The organism is Frankia sp. Mgl5, from assembly GCF_023242985.1.
GTDB lineage: Bacteria > Actinomycetota > Actinomycetes > Frankiales > Frankiaceae > Parafrankia > Parafrankia soli.
Genome location: NZ_JALKFY010000557.1, coordinates 1 through 341 on the forward strand (window position 1 = coordinate 1; position 341 = coordinate 341).

At 53.4% G+C, this 341-nt stretch carries 1 protein-coding gene; it reads left to right on the plus strand.

Annotation, left to right across the window (positions count from 1 at the left end):
• On the plus strand, positions 1 to 341 hold a 341-nt coding region (locus MXD62_RS10610; RefSeq protein WP_248829145.1), incomplete at both ends, for a hypothetical protein.

Consider the following 341-nt stretch of genomic DNA (forward strand, 5'->3'; position numbering starts at 1 on the left):
GTATTCAATGGATGAATCAGGCGTCCAGCCCCCAGGAACTGGGCAAGACTCTGATCTCAACGGAAAAAGGCTACGTAACACTGAAGCTGCTGGCTGACATCCGCGATTTGCGGGGAAGCCGCGGCAAGGAGATCTCCCTCTACAACGGGGAACCTTTTATCGGAGTTCACGTTTACGCCGATCAGGTTGGGCAGATCAACAGCATTCGCGCTGACGTACTAGCTGCAATCGATTCGATCAACAAACAGGGGAAAGGCACCTATAAGCTGGATGAGTACGCCAACCACAATGCGACGATGACCCACGCCCTGCGTGATTTTCTCTTCTTCATGGCCGTGGTG